Raw genomic sequence first — 19,334 nt, 5'->3', positions numbered from 1 at the left:
CAAAAGAAAACGGCCGGGGCAATGCCCGGCCGTCAAGCTTGCACAGAAGATTGCCCGACTATTCGTTGATCAAGCGCTTCAGCAATTCGATTTCATGCGAAAGCTTGGTGTCTCCCGCAATCAGCTCCTCGATCTTACGCACGGCATGCAGCACGGTCGTATGGTCGCGACCGCCAAAGCGGCGGCCGATTTCCGGGAAGGACCGCGGCGTCAGCGTCTTTGACAGATACATGGCGATCTGGCGCGGTTTGACGATGACGCGGGTGCGGCGGTTCGAGACCAGCTCCTGACGCGACACGTTGTAGTGCCGTGCGACGATCCGCTGGATGTCCTCGATGCGGACACGGCGCGGCTCGCCCGAGCCAACGAGATGAGCAAGAAGCTCATCGACGCGCTCGACCGTCAGGTTCGGCTCGAAGGAGCGGCGGAAAAGCAGCTGGTTGAAGGCGCCTTCCAGCTCGCGGCCGCTTGCCGTGATATTGCGGGCAACATGGTTGATCAATTCCGCCGGGATTTCCAGAGACGGATCCTCAACGCGGGCAGCAGCGAGGCGGCGCTTCAGGATCTCAAGGCGCATTTCGTAGTCCGGCGCATCGAGCTCGATGGCCACACCGCCCTGAAGACGCGAGCGGACGCGTGGATCAAGCGATTCCAGCTCCCAGGGAGCGCGGTCAGCAGCGACCACAACCTGCTTGGCACTGTCGAGCAGCATGTTCAGCAGGTGGCAGAACTCGTGCTGGATCATCTTGCCCTGCAGGAACTGCATGTCATCGATGATCAGAAGGTCGATGTTGCGCAGCGAGTCCTTCAGGGTCAAAGCATCATTGTCGCGGATCGCCGTTGCGAAACGCCACATGAAATACTCCGCCGTTAGATAGACGACGCGCAGTGCGCGCGGGTTCTGAACCGCGGCATTGGCGATCGCCTGCAAAAGATGCGACTTGCCGAGACCAACGCTGGAATGGACGAAGAGCGGATTGAAACGGACAGCGCCCTGCCCGGCTTCCGCAATCGTCTTGGCAGCAGCAAGTGCTACGCGGTTCGAGCTGCCTTCAACGAAGGTGTCGAAGGTGAAGCGCGAGTCGAGCGGCGAACCAAAGAGCGGCTGGCCAGCACTGGCCGGACGCGCAGCGGCTGCGGACGATACCGCCTGCTGCACAATCTGGCCGGCATGCTGCGCCGCTGGGCGGCGCGTCTGCGTAGTGGCAACAGGCTCAGCGGAAACCGGCTCTTCGGCCGGCTTGCCAACGCCACGCGTTGCCGTGCGAACAAGAATTTCGACTTTCAGGATTTCGGAGTCTTCGGCCTGGAACAGGCTGGTGATCAGCTCAAGATACCGGTTGTTGATCCAGGACTTCAGAAAAGTTGTCGGCACCGTTAGGCGCACGACGCTCTTGGAAACCGAATGCAATTTCAGCCGCGCAAACCAGCTTGCATAGACATCCGGACCGACTTGCGCCTTCAGGCGGGCGCTGACACGCTCGAAAAGTACACCATGCTTCATGTCTCCCTTTTCCCCTGCCGCTCCAGCACAAATAGAGCCAAACGCCTGCGGTTCATTGTCCCCACTCTCCAGGGCATCCGCCGTCATTGTATTCATCTGCATCATGCCGCCTTCCATTCGTCGGCCGACTTTGTTCGTCGCCCGACTATTTCCCCGCTATGACCAGAAAGTGGCACCCTCATGAGCCACTCGCCTGCCGGTTCACTCAAATACTGCCCCACTCACAAGACTTTCCAAGAAAGCGCGAGCCCGCCTCATGCGGCTTCGACCACCTTCTGTGGGACTGGAAGCCGCTCCTCGTCAGCTGGCGTCCGGTCGTCTTGCCACGACTTCTCTTCCCCATTCCGGTTTCACGCAACGCGTGCAAACCAACACACAAAACATCACTATTCCGCGACAGCCACGTCGCAGTCAAAAATGCTCAAGTGCGTGAAAAACCGGAGGCTTTAGACTCTCCGTAACAAGTGGCACAGCTTCATCGTCCTGCCGACGTGGCAGTTTCAGACCAAGCCTTCACAGGTGATGTCTGGACCCCTTGTTGATCGGCATTTAGGCAGGATCGAATGCGGGAATCAACGATGAATTTTACGCAAAATTAAGAGCGGGCCGTTGACTCCGGGGGCAGTCTTTGGGCGTCACATCCGTGTCAAAAAAGAATCGCTTTTGAATCAAGGAGATTCGTCCCGCCGGCATTTTTGACACGCATAAAAAGAAAAAAATAAAAAAGCTTCTTGACTCAGCTCAGACCGCAGATTGTAGGCCCCGAGTCGAGCCCACCTGAAGTATCCTACAGCAAGCACTTGTTTTTATTGCATTTTTCGTGTCACACGCTCGACATGAAATCGTCGCCGAATTAACCATACGGAAGCCAGTCGGCGGAATCGAAAAAGCCCGACAAAGTTGCCGGGCTAATCATAACGACGCGTTTGTTAATGAAAGATTATGCGGTCGCAGAAACCGACAGAGCCTTCACACGAGCTGCCAGGCGCGAGACCTTGCGGGAAGCCGTGTTGGCGTGCAGCACGCCCTTACCTGCGGCGCGCGCCAGTTCCGGCTGCGCGGCGAGGAATGCTTCCTTTGCCTTGGCAGCATCCCCGGATGCGATTGCCTCTTCGACCTTGCGAACGAAAGTACGAACGCGCGAGCGACGAGCCTTATTGACGTCGGTACGGCGGGCGATCTTGCGGGTCGCTTTTTTCGCCGAAGTTGTATTGGCCATGGATGCCTCTCTAAGAATTCGAACAAACTCCGTCATCACCGCGGGCCTTGCGGCCACTACATACAGCAATACGGGAGCATAATCGGAAAACCGGAGTGGCTTCCCGAACCGTGGGCGGGCATATAACCCTAAAGCCGACCCACGTCAACGCGCATTTTCGAGGAAACGCCGCCTTTCTCCAAGGCTCAGCGGTTCTTGAAGGCGGGCTTACGCTTTTCGATGAAGGCCGTCATCCCTTCTTTCTGGTCTTCGGTGGAAAAGAGGCTGTGGAAAAGGCGACGCTCGAAGCGCAGACCTTCCTCCAAGGTGGTCTCCAGTGCGCGGTTTACGGCCTCCTTCGCCATCAGCACGGAAGGACGCGATAGCGAGGCGATCTTGGCGGCTGCCTCCAATGCCTCATCCAGCAGCCGCTCGGGCGCCACCACACGCGAAACGAGTCCTGCGCGCTCGGCTTCGGCAGCGTCCATCATGCGGCCGGTGAGGATCAGATCCATGGCCTTGTACCTGCCGACAGCGCGCGTAAGTCGCTGCGAGCCGCCCATGCCAGGAATGACGCCGAGGGTGATCTCCGGCTGGCCGAACTTGGCAGTCTCCGAGGCGATGATGACGTCGCACATCATTGCCAGCTCGCAGCCGCCGCCAAGCGCAAAGCCGCTGACGGCCGCGATCACGGGCTTGCGCACCTTCGCGACGTCGTCCCATCCGCTCATCAGATCGCGGCTGTAGACATCGACATAGTCCAGCGGCTGCATTTCCTTGATGTCGGCACCGGCGGCGAATGCGCGCTCGGAACCGGTCAGGACCATCGCGCCAACGGCATCATCGGCCTGGAAGGCTTCGTAGGCCTGAAGAAGCTCCTTCAGCACGGTCGAGTTCAGCGCGTTCAGCGCCTGTGGACGGTTCAGCGTGATCAGGCCGACCGCGCCGCGGGTTTCGACGATCAGCGTTTCATAGGCCATGGACAATCCTCCCGTTACTTTTGACAGGCAGGGCAATAGAAGGTCGAGCGCCCCGCCTGGACAATGCGGGCGACCGTACCGCCACAGCCCGGGGTGCGGCAAGGTAGACTTTCGCGGTCATAGACAGAGAAGGAGTGCTGGAAATAACCGAGCGAGCCATCCGCCTGGATATGGTCGCGCAGTGACGAGCCGCCAGCCTTGATGGCGTCGGCGATGACGTCGCGAATGGAGGCGACCAGAAGGTCCAACTGCTTGTTCGGCTTGCCTGTCTTGGTGATAAGCGTCGCTGCAGCACGGGTGGGACGCAGGTGCGAACGCCACAGCGCCTCGCAGACATATATATTGCCGAGCCCGGCAATGGTCTTTTGATCCAGCAGCGCGCTCTTTAGCGGCTGCGCCTTGCCGGCGAAACGTTCTGCCAGATAGGCGGCGCTGAGTTCGTTGCCCGTCGGCTCCGGCCCGAGGCCGAAGAGGAACGGATTGAGCTCCAGTTCGGAACGCTGCGCCATGTCCATGAAGCCGAAGCGACGCGGGTCATTATAGATGACGCGGCTGACACCGTTCGGCCCTTCCAGATGGAAGATCGCATGATCATGCTTTTCGTCCTTCGAGCGCGGATGATTAAATTCGCCCGGGGCATCGGAAAGCGGTCCCGCCTCGATGCGGAACGAGCCGGACATGCCGAGATGCGAGATGATCGTCGTGCCGTCGTCGAGGTCGATCAGCAGATATTTAGCGCGGCGACCGAGCGCGACGATCCTGCGGCCTGTCACGCGCGCTTCCAAACCGTCGGGAAAGGGAAACCGAAGGTCCTTGCGACGTAGCTCCAGGCGGGCGATCCGCGCGCCTTCCATGGTCGGGGCAAGCCCGCGTCTGACGGTTTCGACTTCTGGCAATTCCGGCATCTTAACCCATCTATATCTAACATGTTTCAACCACGAGCGTTGTGCGCTATAGCGCCAAGGTGCCGCGGCTTTGAGCGTGGCCCACAGATAGCGCCGCGCGCGTCCGTTCGCTATGGTCGCCGCGCCGATTTCAGAGAGATGGAGTATTTCGATGTCACAAAGCCGTACCTCCGCCGAAGGCGGCATGGAAACATCCTACGGCTTCCGCGAAGTGGCGGATGGTGAAAAGCAGGGCCTGGTCAACGAGGTCTTCCACAAGGTCGCCAAACGCTACGACATCATGAACGACGTCATGTCGGTCGGCATGCACCGCGTCTGGAAGGACGCGATGATTGCAGCGCTCAATCCGCGCAAGGAGCCCGGCTACAAGGTTCTCGACGTTGCCGGCGGCACCGGCGACATCGCATTTCGCATCGTTGAGGCGTCCAACCGGCAGGCCCATGCGACCGTGCTCGACATCAACGGCTCCATGCTGGCGGTCGGCGCCGAGCGCGCCGCCAAGAAGAAGCTTTCGGACAACCTGACTTTCGTCGAGGCAAACGCTGAGGATCTGCCATTCGATCCGAACAGCTTCGACGCCTATACGATCGCCTTCGGTATCCGCAATGTGCCGCGCATCGACGTGGCGCTGAGCGAAGCCTATCGTGTGCTGAAGCGCGGCGGCCGGCTGCTCGTACTCGAGTTTTCAGAAGTGGATATGCCGTTTCTCGATCGCGTCTATGACAGCTGGTCCTTCAATGCCATTCCAAAGTTCGGCAAGGCGATCACAGGCGAGGCCGAGCCCTATCAGTATCTCGTCGAATCCATCCGCAAGTTCCCCAACCAGGAGAATTTTGCGGACATGATCCGCAACGCCGGCTTCTCGCGCGTGAACTTCACGAACTATACCGGCGGAATCGCAGCTCTCCACTCCGGCTGGAAGCTCTGAGGGATGGTTCGAGAACAGTCGTTCACCCGCTTGCTTTCGCAGGCAGGCAATCCGGCATGAGCACCTTGGGAGCATATTTCCGGCTCTGGCGTGTCGGCTGGATTCTCGTGCGCGAAGGCGTGATTTCGGCCCTTCCGTCGGAAGATCTTCCGCCCTCGGTCGGCCTTGCCAAGTCGTTTGTCGGCCTCTTCGCGCGCAATCGTTCGAAATCGAAGAAGCGCAGCGATCGGCTGGCGCAGGCCGTTGAGCGGCTCGGCCCCTCCTATGTGAAGATCGGCCAGTTCCTGGCAACGCGCCCGGATGTCGTTGGCGTCGAGTTCGCCGACGATCTGTCGCAGCTCCAGGACCGTATGGCGTTCTTTCCGCTCGCCGCCGCCAAGGCGAGCATCTCCGGGTCTCTCGGCCGCCCGATCGAGGAGCTATATGCAAGCTTCGGCGACCCGATTGCGGCCGCTTCGATCGCCCAGGTCCACCCCGCCGAGGTCGATACGGCTGCCGGACGCAAGAAGGTTGCGGTCAAGGTTGTACGCCCAGGCGTGCGTCAGCGTTTCTCCCATGACATTGAGGCGATGTATCTCGTCGCTCACATGCAGGAGCGCTTCATGCCTTCAAGCCGGCGGTTGAGGCCGGTCGAAGTGACGAAGACCCTGGAGCAGACGACCAAAGTGGAAATGGACCTGCGCCTGGAGGCTGCGGCCCTTTCCGAGATCGCCGAAAACACCGAGAAAGACCCGGGCTTCCGTGTGCCGAAGGTCGATTGGGAGCGCACCGGCCGCGACGTGATCACCATGGAGTGGATCGACGGCGTCAAGATGTCCGACGTCGATGGCTTGCGCGCAGCCGGTCATGATCTCAATATGCTTGCGGATGCGCTGATCCAGTCCTTCCTGCGTCATACGCTGCGCGACGGCTTCTTCCACGCCGACATGCATCCCGGCAATCTCTTTGTCGACGAGCACGGCGATATCGTTGCTGTCGACATGGGGATCGTGGGAAGGCTGGGGAAGAAGGAGCGCCGCTTCCTTGCCGAAATTCTGTTCGGTTTCATCACCCGTGACTATATCCGGGTGGCGGAGGTCCACTTCGAGGCGGGCTACGTGCCGGGCCACCACAATGTCGAGAGCTTCGCGCAAGCGATCCGCGCGATCGGCGAGCCGATCCATGGCCAGCCCGCCGAAACCATCTCGATGGGCAAGCTGCTGACGCTGCTGTTCGAGGTGACCGAACTCTTCGACATGGCGACGCGGCCAGAACTGGTCATGCTGCAGAAGACGATGGTCGTGGTCGAAGGTGTATCACGCATGCTCAATCCACGCTTCAACATGTGGAAAGCGTCCGAACCCGTCGTCGGCGACTGGATTCGCAACAATCTCGGCCCGAAGCGCGTCGTCACCGATCTCAAGGACGGGTTGAAGGCGGCGGTCAAGCTTGCCGAAGCTGCACCCGAGATTGCCGCCAAGACGGAGAAGTTCCACCATCAACTGCTGCACATGAGCGAGCATGGATTGCGGTTCGATGCGGAAACGGCCGAGGCCATCGGCAAATCCGAAGCGCGCCACAATCGCTCCGGTCGGTTCGCCCTCTGGATTATCGCGCTCGCCCTTCTCTATATAGCCTGGGTGGTGACCTGATCCATCGCAGCAATGCATGTTGTGTTCGATATTTGGGATATCCCATCGAGTAGCGCCGTCGCATAGTCTCACTTTTCAAGGAGATATGGCAGATGAAGCATGAACGCCCCCGCATCGAACTTTCCGGGCAGCCGCTCAGCTTTGCTGAGATGGTGAGGATCGGATCGGGCAAGGTGGCGCTTTCGGCTTCGGCAACGGGCATGGCCCGTGTCGAGATCGCGCGCGGAATTGTCGAGGATGCGATCAACGCCGGGATGCCCGTCTACGGTGCGACGACCGGCGTCGGCGCCATGAAGGATGTCGAGTGGTCCCCGGAGGATCTGGACGCTTTCAATCTCGGGCTCGTGCGTGCGCATCACTTCGGCACAGGGACGCCGTTTTCGAGTTCCGTTGTGCGCAATGCGATGGCCATCCGTATCAATACCGCTCTGACCGGGCAGGTCGGCTGCACGCCCGGACTCGTCGATGCCTATATGCGGATGCTGGAAGCTGACATCATTCCGATCGTCCGCCGTACCGGCTCCATTGGCTGCGCCGACATCGGCCTCATGGGGCAGATCGGCGCCGTGCTGACCGGCGTCGGGGAAGCCGTCCATCGTGGCAAGCGCATGCAGGCGGCCGATGCCTTCGCGGCAGCCGGCATGAAGCCCTTCACCATGGCTCCGCGGGACAGCCTCGCCTCGCTCAGCGTCAACGCCGTGAGCTTCGCGGCAGCGGCGGATGCGACACGCAATGCCGCAGCCTCCATTCGCGTGCTGCTGGCCTCCGGCATGATGGCATCAGGCGCGCTTGGCGCGTCCCGCGATCCGTGGCTTTCCGTCCGCCATGTCGGCACCTCCCGGGAGGCTTTGATCGGCTCCTGGCTCTGCAACGCTTCGGACGCTTGGGATTGGCCGGTCAAAACCCACGTCCAGGACCCGTTGAGCCTGCGCATGATCGCGCAGGTTTTCGGCGCGGTGATCGAGAACCTGCTGACAACAGGACACAAGATCCTGGCCGCCACCGGACGCTCCGACGACAACCCTGTCGTCGTCGAGGGTCGGGTCATGACCTCGGGCGGGTCGCTGCCGCTCGATGTGACGATCCTGCTGGAGTCAGCGGCTCTCTGCATGGCGCACGCCGCCCGCAACGCTTTCAACCGATGCGTCCTGCTCGGCAACGGCCAGCGCCGCGACCTGCCCGTCAATCTCGTGCCGCCCGGCCGTATCGCCACAGGTTTCGGCCCAATCATCAAGCTGGCCGGCGAGATTTTCTCGCGCGTGCTGTCGATGTCGAACCCGGTGTCGGCGCAGTCTCTGGTCGTTGCGGCGGGCCTTGAGGATGAGGCTGCCTTCCTGCCGCTGGTGATCGAGCGTTTCGAGCGCCAGATGCGAGCTCTGATGCGACTTGCCGCTCTCGAAGCGCTGCTTTCGGCACAGGCCGTGGACATCCTCGGCGACAAGCCGAAGGGCGTCGGCGGTATGCTTTATGACGTCGTTCGCAAGCATGCGGACTTTTATACGGTCGACCGGCCGCTCTCTGCCGAGGTGGAAGCGATCGAGGAAGAGCTTGGTTCCGGCGCCTTCATGTCCAAACTCATCGAAGAGGTGCCGATCGCTTCGTTCGACGATTTCTTTGCGCTCGGCTCGCTGGAGCGCATCGAACAGCGCCTGACCCAGGAACCGGTCGCTATCTGATCCCTTCAATATTCGCCACGGAGAAAGCGGCATGGCTGATTTCGATCTCGTTCTGCAAGGCACGGTCGTTTTGCCGGAGCGCATCCTGGAAGCCGGCTACGTCGCCGTCCGCGATGGCAAGATTGCGGAAATCGGTCTCGGCGTGCCGCCTGCCGCGCGCGAGCGCCACCTCCTCGGCAAGGCATTGATCCTGCCAGGAGCAATCGACGCCCAGGTTCACTCGCTGTCGCAAAAGGACCAGGAGGATTTCATCTGGTCGACCCGCTCGGCTGCTGCCGGCGGCGTGACGACGATCGTCGATATGCCGTACGATGAAGGCAACCTTGTCTGCTCGGCGGAAGCCGTGAAGAAGAAGATCGCCCATGCCGGTCCGCAGGCGCGGGTCGATTTTGCGCTGTACGGAACCGTGGATCCTGAGGAAGGCGCCAAGCGGGTAGCCGAAATGGTGGATGCCGGCGTTGCAGCCTTCAAGTTCTCGACGTTCGGTACGGACCCGAAACGTTTCCCGCGCATCCCCCCTGCCCTTCTGGACGAGTGCTTTGCCGCGATCACGCCGACGGGGCTGACCGCCGGCGTTCACAACGAGGATGACGAAGCTGTTCGCACCTATATGGAGCGCGTGAAGGCAAGCGGAATCACCGATTGGCGGGCGCATGGCCTGTCCCGGCCGCCGATCACCGAGCTGCTGGCGATGCACACCATCTTCGAAACCGGCGCCAATACTGGATGCCCGTCGCATGTGGTGCATTGCTCCCTCGGACGCGGCTACGACATCGCACGCGCCTACCGCCGCGATGGCTTCGAGGCGACGGTGGAATGCTGCATTCATTATCTGACGCTGGACGAGGAAAACGACGTCAAACGCCTCGGCGGCAAGGCGAAGATCAATCCGCCGATCCGGCCGCGCGCCGAGGTCGAGGCGCTGTGGCGCAGGGTCGCCGAGGGCAATGTCTGGCTGGTCTCGACGGATCACGTCAGCTGGTCTGAAAATCGCAAGACCAACCCTGACATGCTCGCAAACGCGTCAGGCGTGCCCGGGCTCGAAGTGATGGTGCCGCTCTTCATCAAGGGCGCCTCCGAGCGCGGCATCCCGCTGACATGGGCGGCAAAGCTGATGGCGGAAAACCCGGCGAAGCATTTCCGCCTCGATCACGTGAAGGGCGCGCTCACATCAGGCAAGGACGCCGATATCGTCGTGCTCGAGCCGCGCGAAACGGTCTATGACGCGGCAGCGAGTGGCAACAACGTGGTCGGCTGGAGCCCTTACAACGGCATCCGCCTTCCCTGGACGGTCTCCGCGACCTATCTGCGCGGTAGCAAGATCACCGATGGCGCGACCGTGTTGGCTGAGCCGGGGACCGGCCAATTTGTGCGTCCGCTGCCAAGGCAGGTGATTGCCGGAGCCGCAGAATGAGCCGAAACCTGCCGGTCAATGCCGGCCGTATCGCGGAGGATATCGACGCTCTGGCCGGGATTACCGAGCCGTCCCGTCCGTGGACGCGCCGCGCCTTCTCCCCGCTCTTTCTCGAGGGGCGCTCCCATATCGAAGCGCGCATGCGGGCGGCTGGCCTTGAGACAAGGATCGATGCCGCCGGCAACCTGATCGGCAAGCGACGGGGCGTCGTAGACGGGCTCGGCACGATCATGCTCGGATCGCACTCGGACACCGTGCCGGATGGTGGGCGCTTCGACGGCACTGCCGGCGTGGTGGCGGCGCTGGAAGTCGCCCGTGCGCTGAGCGATCAGGACATTGAACTCGATCACGACCTGGAGATCGTCGACTTCCTTGCGGAGGAGGTCAGCATTTTCGGCGTCTCCTGTATCGGCAGCCGAGGCATGACCGGGCAACTGCCGGAAGCCTGGCTTTCCCGCGTGACGGACGGGCGTGATCTGGCCGAGGCGATTGCCGAGGTCGGCGGGCGCCCGGGCGTGCTGCCGCAGCAGAACAGGCCCGATATTGCCGGCTTTCTCGAACTGCATATCGAGCAGGGACCGGTCCTTGAGAACGAGAAGAAGGATATCGGCATCGTCACGGCGATCGCCGGGATCACCCGGATTGAGATCATCGTCGAGGGGCGCGCGGACCATGCCGGCACGACGCCGATGGATAGCCGCTCGGATGCGCTGGTCGCCGCCGCGCAACTGGTTCTCGATATCCGCAATGCCGCGGCCGCCCGGGCAAAGACGCCTGGACATTTTGCGGCGACGGTCGGCGAGTTCCGGATCGAGCCGAATGCGGCCAACGTCGTTCCCTCGAAAGTCGTCTTGCTGATCGATGGGCGCGCCGAGGTCCGAAATGACATGGAGGCCTTCTGTGAGTGGCTGGACGAGCATGTCATTAAGTTAGCCATTGCTTACGGAGTGTCGATCAAGAGCCCTATGCGCGTCTCTGACAATTATCCGACGCCGAGCGATGCCGGACTGTTGAAGACACTCGAAAAGGCGTGCGAAACCGTCGGCGCCAAGCACCGGCGCATGGCATCGGGCGCCGGCCACGACATGGCATGGATTGCCAAGGTGGCGGCCGCGGCCATGATCTTCGTGCCGTGCAAGGAGGGGCGCAGTCACTCCGCTGACGAATGGGCGGAAAACGATGACATCGCGCTTGGGGCGGCCGTGCTTTTCGAAGCCGTCTTAGACATGGACAAGAGCTTGAAGCAGGAGAATGCCTGATGGGACGCATACTCGTTGAGAAGGATGTCGAAGCAGCCGTCAAGGGAGGGTCGGTCTATGCCGCCGGTGGCGGCGGCTGGGCGGATCATGGCCGCATGCTCGGCTATGCCGCCGTCAACGTCGGCAAGCCGGAACTCGTATCGATCGATGAGCTGAAGGACGACGACTGGATCGCTACTGCCGCCGCGATCGGCGCGCCCGCCTCAACGACCCCCTGGGAAATGCAGGGCATCGACTATGTGAAGGCCGTGCAGTTGCTGCAGGACGAACTCGGGGAGAAGCTGTCCGGGCTGATCATCGGCCAGAACGGCAAGTCATCGACGCTGAACGGCTGGCTCCCGTGCGCTATTCTCGGAACCAAGGTCGTCGATGCCGTCGGCGATATCCGCGCGCATCCGACCGGCGACATGGGCTCGATCGGCATGGCGGGCTCGCCTGAACAGATGATCCAGACGGCGGTCGGCGGGAACCGCGCCGAAAACCGATACATCGAGCTTGTCGTGAAGGGCGCGACGGCGAAGATCTCGCCGATCCTGCGGGCGGCTTCCGATCAGTCCGGTGGCTTTATCGCAAGTTGCCGCAATCCGCTGCGCGCCTCTTATGTGCGTACCCACGCAGCGCTTGGGGGCATCTCAATGGCATTGGCGCTTGGCGAGGCGATCATCGCCGCGGAGAAGATCGGTGGCTCGGCCGTGATCGATGCCATCTGCAAGACAACCGGCGGGCACATCCTGGCGGAAGGCATCATCACCAAGAAGGACGTCGTCTATACCAATGAGGCCTTCGACATCGGCACGATCGTCGTCGGCTCCGGCGACAAGGCAGTGACCATGCATGTGATGAACGAATACATGGCCGTCGACGACATCGAGGGCAAACGGGTCGCGACCTTCCCCTCTGTTATCACGACGCTCTCGCCTGACGGAGAGCCGCTGAGCGTCGGCCAGTTGAAGGGCGGCATGCATGTCTTCATCCTGCATGTGCCGATGAGCATCATTCCGCTGTCGGCCAGCGTTCTTGACCCGACCGTATATCCCCCGGTGGAGAAAGCGATGGGCATCGAGCTTGCCCGCTACGCGCTCGCGGCAGAGGCCTGATCTCATGGCGCGGGACGTCGGCCTCGAGGAATTGCTGCGGGAGGAGCTAGGCACTATTTCCGGTCTCAGCGAGAAGCCGATGTTCGGCGGCTTGGCCTTCCTGCTCGACGGAAATCTCCTTTGCGGCGCCCGAGCAGACGGCATGCTGATCCGTCTCGGCAAAGGCAATGACGGCTGGGCGCTCAATTTGCCCGGCGCCGCGCAGATGCTTTCCGGCGGTCGTGCGATGCACGGATGGGTCAGGGTCGGCGCGGAGATTTACGGCGATGACGATATGCGGCGCCGTCTCCTGGAGGCCGCCATAACCTTTGTGCGCTCACTGCCCGCCAAGTGAGCGGGACATGGGGCCAAGAGGCCAAAAAGACAGAGATAGAGGAACGACCAAGATGCCGAAGCCCAATCCACGTCATCCGAAATTTCCGATTCCGGGCGGACCGGAATTGCGCGCCAAGGGTTGGCGGCAGGAGGCGCTGCTGCGGCTTCTGGAAAACGTTCTCTCGGTCGGCGAGGATCCGGACAATCTCGTCGTCTACGCCGCACTCGGCAAAGCCGCCCGCAACTGGGCGGCGCACAAGGGCATCGTCAAGGCACTGACCGAAATGGACGAGGACCAGACGCTGCTGATCCAGTCCGGCAAGCCGATCGGCCTTGTGAAGACGCACGCGAAGGCGCCGCTGGTGATCATGGCGAACTGCAATATCGTCGGGCAATGGGCGAAGGCCGAGGTCTTCTACGAGCTGCAGCGCAAAGGATTGATCTGCTGGGGCGGGCTGACAGCCGGCGCCTGGCAGTATATTGGCAGCCAAGGCGTCATTCAGGGCACCTATGAAATCTTCATGCGCATCGCCGAGCGCCGGTTCGGCGGCGACCTCCTCGGACGCTTTGTGCTGACGGCGGGGCTCGGCGGCATGGGCGGCGCACAGCCGCTCGCCGGCCGCATGGCGGGCGCGGCGATCCTCTGCGTCGACATCGACCCCGAGCGCGCGAAAAAGCGGCAGGAGATCGGCTACCTGCAGGAAATCGCACCGGATCTCGACACCGCGCTCGCCGTGATCGACGCCGCTGTGAAGGATAAGCGAGCGCTTTCCGTCGGTCTCGTCGGCAATGCGGCGGAGATCTATCCCGAAATCGCGCGGCGCGGCATCGTTCCCGATATCGTCACCGACCAAACCTCCGCCCACGACCTCGTCTACGGCTACGTGCCGAAGGGCATGAGTCTTGCACAGGTTCGCGAGCTGCGCGACGACGGCCAGGGACAGTTGATGGCGGCAAGCCGCGCCTCGATCGTCCAGCATGTGACAGCAATGCTGGACTTCCAGAAGAAGGGCTCGGAAGTCTTCGACAACGGCAACCTGATCCGCACCCAGGCGAAAGAAGGCGGCGTAGCCAACGCCTTCGACATTCCGATCTTCACCGAAGCCTATCTTCGGCCGCTCTTTGCGCGGGCAATCGGTCCCTTCCGCTGGATGGCACTGTCCGGCGAGGAAAGCGACATCGCGCGGATCGACGATCTGCTCTTGGAGATGTTCCCCAAGAACAAGATCATCACAAACTGGATCCGGCTGGCGAGCGAGCACGTGCCCTTCGAGGGCTTGCCGGCGCGCATTGCCTGGCTCGGCCACGGCGAACGCACGATGCTGGCCCGCCGGGTCAACGAGCTGGTCGCAAGCGGTGAGTTGAGGGGACCTATTGCCTTCTCGCGCGATCATCTCGACGCCGGTGCGATGGCGCATCCGAACATCATGACCGAGCGGATGAAGGACGGCTCCGACGCGATCGCCGACTGGCCGTTGATCGATGCGATGATGCTCTGCTCGTCGATGGCCGATCTCGTGGTCGTCCATTCAGGCGGCGGAGGCTATGCCGGCTACATGACGAGCTGCGGCGTAACCGTGGTGGCCGATGGCACCCACGCCGCCGACGAGCGGCTCGACCATGCGCTCACCAACGACACGGCGCTTGGCGTCATGCGCTATGCCGATGCCGGCTATGACGAGGCGCTGGACGAGGTGGCAAAGAAGGACGTTCCTTACATCCGTCTTGGATAGGATCGCACCGAGGTCCGTCATCCAAAATTTTCCGTCGGATTGCGCTATGGCGTGGCGCAACGGATCGATCGCGAGTCGCGCGTGTCTGATAGAGATCGGATGTCGATTCGCCGCTGCCCTTCCAACGAACGGACCTCGCCATGCAGCCCCGCACTTACGGTATGCTCCTCGTCGGCATCGCTACGATCATGTGGAGCACCGCGGGGCTCTTCGTGCGGGCGCTCGATCTCGACGTCTGGACCGTACTCGGCTGGCGCTCGCTGTTCGGCGGGTTGGCGCTGACGATCATCATTCTGGCAAAGCAGCGGATCAGCGCGGAGCCCGGCAAGGTGCCGTTCTATTTCTATCCGCTGTTTGGGCTGATGGCCGCAACGTCGATGTATGGCTATATCGGCGCGCTGAAGCTGACGACTGTCGCCAACGTCCTTGCGATTTACGCAACTGTTCCCTTTGTCGCAGCGGGTATCGCTTATGTCTGGCTGAAGGAGACCATCAGCAGACGGGTGCTTACCGCCAGCCTGATCGCGTTCGTCGGCGTCCTGATCGTCGCCGGTTTCGGCGCGAAGCCCGACGATATCGCAGGCAACGCGCTTGCCTTTCTGATGACCGTGACCTTCAGTATCCTGCTTGTTGCGGCGCGGCGCTATCCCGCCCTGCGGCTGGCGCCGGTCAATGCGCTTGGATCCGGCTTCTGCATGCTGCTCTGCCTGCCCTTGATGTCTCATGCGATGCCGAGCCTGCAGGAAATCCTCGTGCTTGCCGTTTTTGGGTCGACGACATCGGGAATCGCTTATCTGCTGTTCATGACCGGCGGTCGCTACATTCCCTCGAGCGAGGCCGGGTTAATCGGGCTGCTGGACGTGGTGCTCGGCCCACTCTGGGTCTGGCTTGCCTTCGCCGAGACACCCGCTGTTTCCACGATCATCGGCGGCGTGATCGTTCTGATCTCCGTTTTCTGGTATTTGTGGAGCGGCATGAGAGGGGTTCAGCCGCGACGTACGCTGAAAAACGTATAGCCGGCTTATTATTTTCAGGCTTCAGGTTTCGGATTCGACACTTCGATTAGATTGCCATCCGGATCCCTGATATAGACGGAGCGGATTGGCCCGGCTGCACCTGTACGATCGACAGGTCCCTCGACGATTGTCACTCCCTGCGATTGAAGATGCGCGATGACATCTGCCAGCGGCGTGCTGGCGATGAAGCAGAGGTCAGCCGAGCCCGGGGTCGGCTGCTTCGTCTTGGGCTCGAATTCGCGGCCATGCTGGTGAAGGTTGATTTTCTGGTCGCCAAACCTCAGGGCTCTGCGCCCCTCCCCGAAGGTTTCGGCGGTCATGCCGAGCGTCCGCGCGTAAAAGCCGCAGGTCGCGTCGATATCGGTGACCGTCAGAACAAGGTGATCGAGGTGGTCAATACGGATCATGAGCGATTCTACCGACTTGCCAGCCGTGCGGCAACGAGGGCTGCTATCATACCCAAGGCGAGCAACGCCAGTGTGAAGAGCACGACAGCATTCCAGCCATCGGCGCCCCAGAAATAACCGCCGGCCGAACCGGCGACGCTGGAGCCTACGTAGTAGGACAGCAGGTAGAGCGAGGAGGCATGCCCCTTGGTGCCGCGCGCAAGACGACCGACGAGGGCGCTTGCGACGGAGTGAGCGACGAAGAAGCCTGATGTCAGCAGCACAATGCCGAGCACGATCAGCGGCAAGGAGGGGGAAAGGGTCATCGCGACACCGGCGGCCGCAACGGCAATGCCAGCCGGCAGGACGATGAAATGGCCAATCCGATCTCCCAGCAGTCCGGCGATCCAGGATGCAGCGATACCAAAGAGATAGACCGTGAAGATCAGGCCGAGCTCGGTCTGGTTGAGATTATAGGGTGCCTGAACGAGGCGGAAGCCGATGTAATTATAGACGGTGACGAAGGTGCCCATGGCGAGAAAGCCGACGGCAAAGAGCAACGGCAGTGCTGGATTGCTGATGTGGCCGACCCAGGCCTTCACATGAAAGCGGGCGTCAAAACCCCTGCGCGGCTTAAAATTGCGCGATGCGGGCAGCAGCAGGAAGAAGCCTATCGCTGCGGCAAGGCCCAGCATGCCGAGCGTGCCCAACGCGATGCGCCACGAGAAGAATTCAGCCAGCGTACCGGTGACGACACGGCCAGCCATGCCGCCGAAAGCGTTCCCAGCAATATAAAGGCCCATCGAAGCGCCAAGCCCGCGAGGATCGATTTCCTCGGAGAGGTAGGCCATGGCAACGGCAGGCACGCCGCCGAGCAACAACCCTTCGAGCGCGCGGATAACAAGGAGCGCGTGCCAGCTTGGCACGAGGGCGCAGGCGATCGTGCAAAGGGCAGCGCCGAGCAGCGAGGCGAACATCAGGCTACGGCGGCCGAAGCTTTCGGAGACGGCCGCGGCACAGAAGATCGCAAAGGCGAGGAAGCCGGTCGACAAGGACAATGATAGCGAGCTCGCGGCCGGGCTCACTCCGAAGTCCACAGCAAAGATCGGCATCAGTGGCTGCACGCAATAGAGCAGCGAGAATGTCGCAAAACCGGAGAGGAAGAGTGCCAGGCTGGCGCGACGATAGGACGAGGCGCCGCGCAGCAGAAACTGCTTGTCGTGCGGTTCCGCCGTCGTTCGCACGACGTGGAGATTTGGACGCGAATGGATTTCGGAGACGTCTGGCGAGTTGTCTGCGCGGCGTTGCATGAGGTAACCAACCTTTCACGCCTTTTGATCTAGCCAGCAGCACGCCATTTGTCCAATATATGACAATAACATTCTTCATAGCTTTTGGAGATACCGATGGAGTTGCGCCATATCCGCTATTTCCTGGCCGTGGCCGAAGAGGGAAATTTCACTCGCGCCGCAGCGAAGCTCGGCATCGGCCAGCCGCCGCTCAGCCAGCAAATCCGCGATCTCGAAAACGAAGTCGGGGCCGCGCTGTTTCATCGCGTTCCGCATGGCGCGGAGTTGACAGAGGCCGGCAACGCCTTCGTGCCGGAAGGACGCGCTGCCGTCGCGGCTGCCGAGAAGGCGAAGCTCGCCGCCCAGCGCGCGACACGCGGCGAGACCGGCAGGCTGGCGCTCGGCTTCACGGCGTCCTCAGCCTTCAACACAGCAGTCAGCGGCACAATCCGTCGTTTTCGTGGACAATGGCCGGATGTCAGCCTGTCGCTGACCGAGATGAACAGCAATTGGCTCATGGAGAAATTGCTGCGCCAGGAAATCGACGTCGCCTTCATCAGGCCCGGGCTGGAGGATCCGAAAGACGTCACGCTGAAACGGCTGGCCGATGAGCCGATGCTGATCGCCCTGCCGGCGCACCACCCGCTCGCAAAATACGACAAGGTGCCGCTCTCAGCGCTTGCCGGCGAGCCCTTCATCTTGTTTCCGCGCACGGTTGGTCTCAGTCTCTACGATGATATCGTACGCGGGTGCCGCGATGCTGGCTTCGAGCTTGTCGTGACACAGGAGGCGCCCCAGATTCCCTCTGTCGTCAATCTTGTCGCCGCCGATCTTGGCGTGTCGATCGTCCCGGCTTCGATTGCGCATCTGGCACTCGATGGCGTGGCCTACCGGCCGATTGAGGGACCACCTCTGGTCGCGCGTCTCGGCCTCGCCGTGCTGAAGGCACAGCGGTCGCGGGTGGCCGCCAATATGATGAGCCTCATTTGATCAGCCGGCAGTATCCCAATAGGGCGGATCGCCGAAGGTCTTGCGCAAGTGGTCGGCGACGGCGCGCAGCTTAGCGGAGGGATTGCGACCCTCGGGATGGGCCATGTAGATGAACTCGGCTTCCGGTTTGTAGCCGACATCGATCTCCTGCAGCTGCCCTGCGCTGATCGCGCGTCCGGCAATGAATGCGGGAAGAAGCGCGATGCCGAGACCGGCGGCCGCAGCATCGCGGATCATATCGCCGTTGTTCATCCCGAGCGCCTGACTGGCGCGGACGACAATCGCGCCATCTGGCGTCTGGAAGCGCCAGTCCGCAACGCCACGATTGGTGTAGAAAATGCCCTTGTGGCCATTGAGATCGGCTAGGGTTTTCGGCATGCCATGGCGATCCAGATAAGCCGGAGAAGCGACGAGAATCCGGCGGCTGCGGCTGAGCTTCCAAACAACCAGGCGGGAATCGACGATTGGGCCATGGCGGATCACCGCATCATAACCTTCGGACGAGACATCGACGCGCCGGTCGTCGATGTCGAGCACCAGTTGGATTTCCGGATGCTCGGCCAGGAAGGGGTAGAGCGCAGGGCCAAGGTGCATGCGCCCGAAGGTGACGGGGGCGGCTATCCGCAGCGGGCCGGACAGCGTGCCGCGGCGCACCGCCATCTCCGCGGTGGCTTCCTCAATTTCCTGAACGATCCGCGTCGCGCGCTCCAGAAAAGCCGTACCGTCTTCTGTCAGGGTAAGCTTCCGGGTGGTGCGATGCAGGAGCACGCCACCAAGCGACCTTTCGAGTTCCGCGAGCCTTTCGCTGACGACCGACTTTGAAAGTCGCAAGCGCCTAGCGGCCTCGCTGAGCGAGCCGGATTCCACGATCGCCACGAAGGCCGTTATTCCCTCAATCCTGATCATCGTTCGGTAAATCCGAATTCGAGTTCCACCATTTGGAGACTAATCCGAACGAAAAGAAAATGCCATCTTCTGCCCATCGAAAGGGACGGCAATCGCCGTCCCAAAAC

Annotated in this window: 17 protein-coding genes; 10 read left to right on the top strand and 7 right to left on the bottom strand. The window is 61.7% G+C overall.

All coding sequences use genetic code 11. The features are described from left to right. Window positions 1-58 precede the first annotated feature (58 nt). The 4 genes from dnaA to mutM all read right to left on the bottom strand — a co-directional run bounded on the left by dnaA (window position 59) and on the right by mutM (window position 4,587). Window positions 59-1,606, bottom strand: coding sequence for a chromosomal replication initiator protein DnaA (gene dnaA, locus FHX09_RS03865; RefSeq protein ID WP_007799619.1), 1,548 nt, complete (start codon window positions 1,604-1,606; stop codon window positions 59-61). A gap of 838 nt (window positions 1,607-2,444) precedes the next feature. Further along, complete coding sequence (rpsT, locus tag FHX09_RS03860; protein WP_007799616.1) at window positions 2,445-2,723, bottom strand: 30S ribosomal protein S20; 279 nt, start codon at window positions 2,721-2,723, stop codon at window positions 2,445-2,447. Window positions 2,724-2,908: 185 nt separating this feature from the next. Continuing rightward, complete coding sequence (locus FHX09_RS03855; RefSeq protein WP_007799614.1) at window positions 2,909-3,682, bottom strand: enoyl-CoA hydratase; 774 nt, start codon at window positions 3,680-3,682, stop codon at window positions 2,909-2,911. A gap of 14 nt (window positions 3,683-3,696) precedes the next feature. Continuing rightward, the gene (mutM, locus tag FHX09_RS03850) at window positions 3,697-4,587 is read right to left on the bottom strand and encodes a bifunctional DNA-formamidopyrimidine glycosylase/DNA-(apurinic or apyrimidinic site) lyase (protein ID WP_184449305.1); all 891 of its coding nucleotides are present in this window, start codon (window positions 4,585-4,587) and stop codon (window positions 3,697-3,699) included. Between the two features lie 151 nt (window positions 4,588-4,738). Between mutM and ubiE the strand changes: the two genes are divergently transcribed. The 9 genes from ubiE (at window position 4,739) to FHX09_RS03805 (ending at window position 15,656) form a co-directional block, all read left to right on the top strand. Further along, window positions 4,739-5,515, top strand: coding sequence for a bifunctional demethylmenaquinone methyltransferase/2-methoxy-6-polyprenyl-1,4-benzoquinol methylase UbiE (gene ubiE / locus FHX09_RS03845; protein WP_132591941.1), 777 nt, complete (start codon window positions 4,739-4,741; stop codon window positions 5,513-5,515). A gap of 56 nt (window positions 5,516-5,571) precedes the next feature. Continuing rightward, window positions 5,572-7,146: a 2-polyprenylphenol 6-hydroxylase gene (gene ubiB, locus FHX09_RS03840; RefSeq protein WP_007799608.1), complete on the top strand. Its 1,575-nt coding sequence runs from the start codon at window positions 5,572-5,574 to the stop codon at window positions 7,144-7,146. Between the two features lie 92 nt (window positions 7,147-7,238). Next, window positions 7,239-8,822, top strand: coding sequence for an aromatic amino acid lyase (locus FHX09_RS03835; RefSeq protein WP_007799606.1), 1,584 nt, complete (start codon window positions 7,239-7,241; stop codon window positions 8,820-8,822). Window positions 8,823-8,853: 31 nt separating this feature from the next. Beyond that, window positions 8,854-10,236 (top strand): amidohydrolase family protein, encoded by a 1,383-nt coding sequence (locus FHX09_RS03830; RefSeq protein WP_007799605.1) that lies wholly within the window; start codon window positions 8,854-8,856, stop codon window positions 10,234-10,236. After that, window positions 10,233-11,495 (top strand): Zn-dependent hydrolase, encoded by a 1,263-nt coding sequence (locus FHX09_RS03825; protein WP_132591939.1) that lies wholly within the window; start codon window positions 10,233-10,235, stop codon window positions 11,493-11,495. Before FHX09_RS03830 ends, FHX09_RS03825 begins: the two co-directional genes overlap by 4 nt. Continuing rightward, a complete protein-coding gene (locus FHX09_RS03820) occupies window positions 11,495-12,592 on the top strand; it encodes a DUF917 family protein (RefSeq protein WP_132591937.1) in 1,098 nt (365 codons plus the stop codon). The genes FHX09_RS03825 and FHX09_RS03820 overlap by 1 nt, the downstream gene beginning before the upstream one ends. 4 nt (window positions 12,593-12,596) lie before the next feature. Continuing rightward, a complete protein-coding gene (locus FHX09_RS03815; protein WP_007799599.1) occupies window positions 12,597-12,926 on the top strand; it encodes a TfoX/Sxy family protein in 330 nt (109 codons plus the stop codon). Between the two features lie 52 nt (window positions 12,927-12,978). Beyond that, the gene (locus FHX09_RS03810) at window positions 12,979-14,640 is read left to right on the top strand and encodes a urocanate hydratase (RefSeq protein ID WP_132591935.1); all 1,662 of its coding nucleotides are present in this window, start codon (window positions 12,979-12,981) and stop codon (window positions 14,638-14,640) included. A 140-nt stretch (window positions 14,641-14,780) separates the two neighbouring features. Beyond that, a complete protein-coding gene (locus FHX09_RS03805; protein ID WP_007799594.1) occupies window positions 14,781-15,656 on the top strand; it encodes a DMT family transporter in 876 nt (291 codons plus the stop codon). A 14-nt stretch (window positions 15,657-15,670) separates the two neighbouring features. Here FHX09_RS03805 and FHX09_RS03800 read toward each other — a convergent pair whose 3' ends face one another. Both FHX09_RS03800 and FHX09_RS03795 read right to left on the bottom strand, forming a co-directional pair. Then, on the bottom strand, window positions 15,671-16,063 hold the full coding sequence (locus FHX09_RS03800) for a VOC family protein (RefSeq protein WP_132591933.1): 393 nt from the start codon (window positions 16,061-16,063) through the stop codon (window positions 15,671-15,673). Between the two features lie 8 nt (window positions 16,064-16,071). Further along, window positions 16,072-17,352 carry an MFS transporter gene (locus FHX09_RS03795; RefSeq protein ID WP_132591931.1) on the bottom strand — a complete coding sequence of 427 codons (1,281 nt, stop codon included), beginning with the start codon at window positions 17,350-17,352 and terminating at the stop codon, window positions 16,072-16,074. A 96-nt stretch (window positions 17,353-17,448) separates the two neighbouring features. Between FHX09_RS03795 and FHX09_RS03790 the strand changes: the two genes are divergently transcribed. Beyond that, on the top strand, window positions 17,449-18,321 hold the full coding sequence (locus tag FHX09_RS03790; protein ID WP_184449303.1) for a LysR family transcriptional regulator: 873 nt from the start codon (window positions 17,449-17,451) through the stop codon (window positions 18,319-18,321). Here the strand turns inward: FHX09_RS03790 and FHX09_RS03785 are convergent, their stop codons facing one another. Then, the gene (locus FHX09_RS03785; RefSeq protein ID WP_132591929.1) at window positions 18,322-19,227 is read right to left on the bottom strand and encodes a LysR family transcriptional regulator; all 906 of its coding nucleotides are present in this window, start codon (window positions 19,225-19,227) and stop codon (window positions 18,322-18,324) included. It lies immediately after the preceding gene. Between the last annotated feature and the right edge of the window lie 107 nt (window positions 19,228-19,334).

Origin of the sequence: Rhizobium sp. BK538, assembly GCF_014197575.1 — a bacterium.
GTDB lineage: Bacteria > Pseudomonadota > Alphaproteobacteria > Rhizobiales > Rhizobiaceae > Rhizobium.
The sequence above is the reverse complement of the archived record's forward strand: the minus strand, read 5'-3'. Positions and strand labels throughout refer to the sequence as shown.